The organism is Moorena sp. SIO2C4 (assembly GCF_010672485.1).
GTDB lineage: Bacteria > Cyanobacteriota > Cyanobacteriia > Cyanobacteriales > Coleofasciculaceae > Moorena > Moorena producens.
Genome location: NZ_JAAHGN010000631.1, coordinates 1 through 4,369, shown reverse-complemented (window position 1 = coordinate 4,369; position 4,369 = coordinate 1). Strand labels below are relative to the sequence as shown.

The window sequence follows — 4,369 nt, the reverse complement described above, 5'->3', positions numbered from 1 at the left end:
TCTTAGTTTTAGAAAAAGGGGTGCTATCCGATGAAAACGTAACCATGGATGACCTCAAGCGTCTTAAAGCTCAACAGTTTACTCAAGTTTTACCGATTTTAGATAAATTAATCCAATTTGACTTAGTGCGTCGTTTACCTACGGATAAAGCAGCGGAATATCAAGGAAATCCTCTACTTTTGCCTCCGTCAGAGCAGTCAGATGAAGAAGAATGAAGAATTTAGAATTTAGAATTTAGAATTTAGAATTTAGAATTTAGAAATGAGTAGTTACGTAGGGTGCGTTAGGGGCGGAAAGCCTCTGATTTTTGGCCTCAACGCCCGGATCGGGATAATCCGCCCCGTACGCACCACCTTTGGGGGAGCCCTCTGAGCTGACCGCTGACCGCTGACCGCTGACCGCTGACCGCTGCATGCTTACAGCTCCTACATCTATTGAGCGAGAAAACCTCCATCTACAGCTAAAAATTCTCCTGTAATAAAAGATGCTTTATCTGAACACAGAAAAACTACAGCATTGGCAACTTCTTCTTCTCTGCCTACTCGACCCATAGGATGTTTTTTAATAAACTCTTGATAGAAAGGAATAGGGAAGAAAGGACGAGCCATGTCTGTGTCAATTACACCGGGACATACGGCATTAACACGAATGTTAGACTGTGCCACCTCTAAAGCCGCTGTTTTAGTTAAGCCCAATACTGCGTGTTTACTAGCGGTATAAAGAGATATTGGTGCTAAAGCAACCAAACCTAGAATAGAAGCACAATTAACAATTGCTCCCCCTCCATGATTTAACATATAGGATAGTTCGTATTTCAGAGATAAAAATACCCCTTTAACATTGACATTAAAGACTTGGTCATAATTTTCTACTGTTTCTTCAGTAATTGGATTTCCTACAGCGAAACCAGCATTATTAAAAGCACAATCAAGATGACCATAGATTTCAACGGTTTTTTCGACTAAATTCTTAACCTGTTCTTCTTGAGTGACATCAGTTTGGATAAAAATACCTTCTCCACCTACTTTTTTGATTAAATCAACCGTTTCTTCTCCTTCTTTACTTCGACGGGCAGCAACCACAACTTTTGCACCTTCTTTGGCAAAGGCGATCGCCGTTGCTCGACCAATACCAGAACTAGCACCAGTAATTAATGCAACTTTATTTTTTAGTTCTTCCATTGTTGATATCTCAGGCAGGATAAGCGTGTCTAAAATACTATTTATAAAATACTATTATATAAGTAACAACCAAAGGAAGCAACTCAAAGTTGCAGAACAGATCAACTATGTACCATCAGAGCAAGCTTAAACCAATGAGGGGGCTAAAGATTTAGTACAAATGTTCTGCATAAGTTACATGCTCCCACAACCAAGACAGCTGAAGGCTGACAGCTGACCCAGGGGTAATAAACAATGGACAAACAAAGAAAACAAGCATACCTCAACTTGCTCCACCAACTCCTAACTTGTCCCAAGGGCAAAGAAGTCCAACTTCTTAATAGCAACCGCGAGTTAGTGGATGCGGAATTCTTACAGGTAATGGCACAATCAGCAGACTATCTGACAGCAAAGGGTCAGCAAAATGCTGCTAACTTTTTACGGCGGATCAGGAGTAAGCTTTTAAAGGGTCTGGCAATTTCAGAAACCCTTACTTCAGCTAAGGCTTCATCGGAAGATTATCAGCAATTCTTAGAGGAAGTATTGCTAGCAATCGCAGACAGCAAAGGCGACCGCGAAGCTGTCTACCAACTCCTGGTAGCAAACCTAGACAAACTCGATCATAATTTTATCCCTATCCTGCAAACCTGGGCAAGTGCTAAACTCTCAGAAGCGGAACCAGAAACAGCAACAGAAATCGCTAATACTATCTGGGAATTCAGCACCCTGATCAGCGATTTTCCACTGGGTAATCAAGCCAATAATAGGGAAATCGCTATTGCTGGTTACCAAACCATGCTAACGGTTTTTACTAATCACAGTAACACGGAAATTTGGGCAGCTATTCAAAACAACCTGGCCAATGCCTACTGTGACAGAATCCGTGGCAATCGGGCTAATAATCTCGAAAAAGCCATAGATGCATACCAACTAGCCTTGGAGGTTTATACCAAATCAGACTTCCCGGAAGATTGGGCAAGTACTCAAAACAACCTGGGCATAGCTTACTGTGAAAGAATCCGTGGAGACCGGGCTGATAATCTCGAAAAAGCTATTAAAGCATTCCAACTAGCATTAGACGTTCGCACTAAACTAGACTTGCCCGAAGATTGGGCAATGACTCACTATAACCTGGGCAATGCCTACTGTGAAAGAATCCGTGGAGACCGGGGTGATAATCTCGAAATTGCCATAGAAGTATACCAACTAGCCTTGGACGTTCGCACCAAACCAGATTTCCCGGAAGATTGGGCAAGTACTCACAACAACCTGGGCATAGCCTATAGTGACAGAATCCGTGGAGACCGGGCTGATAACCTTGAAATTGCTATTGCCCAATACCAACTAGCCTTGGAGGTTTATACCAAACCAGACTTCCCCGAAGAGTGGGCAAGGACCCTATATAACCTGGGTAATGCTTACAGCAACAGAATAGTAGGAGAGACTACAGAGAATCTGGAAAATGCGATCGCATGCTATGAAAATGCCTCAGAAATCTTTACCCGTGACGACTTTCCCGAAGATTGGGAAAACATTCAACGTCATATTGCTAGACTACTGATTGAGCTAAGAAACTGATATACCTTAAAATACCACAAGTCATGGTTCGGTCACAATGGAACAGCAACTAAGCTTGCCATTATTTGATTTTTCCTCTGCTGTCGGAAGCTTTGCAGCAAAGAGTAGTGAGGAACGAGGAGCAATTTTTACCCGACGTGAGGTTGTAGAGTTTATTCTTGACCTGACAGGTTATACCGTAGATCGCCCTTTGCCAGACTATCGGATACTTGAACCCTCGATTGGTGATGGTGACTTTCTTGTTCCGATTGTAGAGCGACTGTTAACTGCTTATGGTGCCCATGATTCTAATCAAGTCAGACTAGTTGATAGTCTCCACAATTCTATTCGTGCAGTTGAGATCAATTCTCAAAGCTTTGAAAATACCAGAATTAAACTTTTAAGGTTGCTCCAGCACCATGGAATTAATAAAGATGATGCCTATCAATTGCTAACATCCTGGCTGATTGAAGGTGACTTCCTACTTGTAGATTTACCAGGTTCATTTACTCATGCAGTTGGCAATCCGCCTTATGTTCGGCAAGAGCTGATTCCAGATATTCTCTTGGCCGAGTATCGAGCCAGATATAAGACTATATATGATCGAGCAGATTTATATGTCCCTTTTATTGAACGTGCCCTAAGTAGTCTGGAACCTGGAGGGGTTTTAGGTTTTATTTGTGCAAATCGATGGCTAAAGAATAAATACGGTAAGCTACTACGAGCAATGGTTTCTGATCATTATCATCTTGCTTACTATATTGATATGGTCGATACTCAGGCGTTTCGCACTGAAGTTAGTGCTTATCCTGCCATTACAGTCATCAAGTGCCAAAAGTCCGAAGTTGTTCGAGTTGCTCATCGACCATTAGTTGAATACAACACACTTAAGAAACTAGCCCAAAATTTTTGTGCTGACTCTATTTCTCCGGAAAGTGGTATCATCGAGCTTAGGGGTGTAACAAATGGGTCAAAACCATGGATTCTAGATTCTGTTAAAGAACTTATGGTGGTTCGTCGCCTGGAAGAAGACTTTCCTAGTTTAGAAGACGTTGGTTGTAAGGTAGGCATTGGTGTAGCGACCGGAGCAGATAAAGTTTACATTGGGCCCTTTGAAAAACTGGAGGTTGAACCCGATAGAAAATTGCCTTTAGTCAAGACACAAGATATTAAAACTGGTATTATCAAGTGGGGTGGCCTTGGTGTTATCAACCCATTTCACGACAATGGTTCTTTAGTTGAACTTGAAAATTATCCCAAGCTGGCAAGTTACCTTGCCCAACATTCCGATACAATTTTGAAACGGAACTGTGCCAAGAAAAATCCCAAGAATTGGTACAGAACAATTGATAGAATTTATCCCAGCCTGACCGCTTACCCTAAACTGCTAATTCCTGATATTAAATCCAAAGCACATATTGTCTATGAAGATGGAAAATTATACCCCCATCATAACCTTTATTTCATTACTTCACAAGAGTGGGACTTAAAGGCACTTCAAACAGTTCTCAAATCAGGTATAGCTAAACTATTTGTATCTATTTACTCAACTCAGCTCAGGGGAGGGTATCTTCGCTTTCAAGCACAATACTTGCGGCGAATCAGACTTCCTCAGTGGCAAAGTATTTAAGAGAATCTTCAAAGAATGCTAA

General features: G+C 41.6%; 4 protein-coding genes and 1 pseudogene. 3 read left to right on the top strand and 2 right to left on the bottom strand.

Features of this window, described 5'->3' with window-relative positions; translation table 11 throughout:
* Nucleotides 1-215 (top strand): annotated as a pseudogene (locus tag F6K20_RS25990) (ATP-binding protein); the annotation flags it as partial.
* 40 nt (nucleotides 216-255) lie between these two features.
* Here F6K20_RS25990 and F6K20_RS25985 read toward each other — a convergent pair.
* Complete coding sequence (locus F6K20_RS25985) at nucleotides 256-414, bottom strand: hypothetical protein (protein WP_154659810.1); 159 nt, start codon at nucleotides 412-414, stop codon at nucleotides 256-258.
* Nucleotides 415-431: 17 nt separating this feature from the next.
* Entirely contained in the window at nucleotides 432-1,181 is a 750-nt protein-coding gene (locus F6K20_RS25980) for an SDR family oxidoreductase (RefSeq protein ID WP_008184943.1), read from the bottom strand.
* Nucleotides 1,182-1,415: 234 nt separating this feature from the next.
* Here F6K20_RS25980 and F6K20_RS25975 point away from each other — a divergent pair, with 234 nt between their 5' ends.
* Nucleotides 1,416-2,738, top strand: a complete 1,323-nt coding sequence (locus F6K20_RS25975; RefSeq protein ID WP_008184941.1) for a tetratricopeptide repeat protein — start codon at nucleotides 1,416-1,418, stop codon at nucleotides 2,736-2,738.
* 37 nt (nucleotides 2,739-2,775) lie between these two features.
* Entirely contained in the window at nucleotides 2,776-4,347 is a 1,572-nt protein-coding gene (locus F6K20_RS25970; RefSeq protein ID WP_287296568.1) for an Eco57I restriction-modification methylase domain-containing protein, read from the top strand.
* Nucleotides 4,348-4,369: the final 22 nt, after the last annotated feature.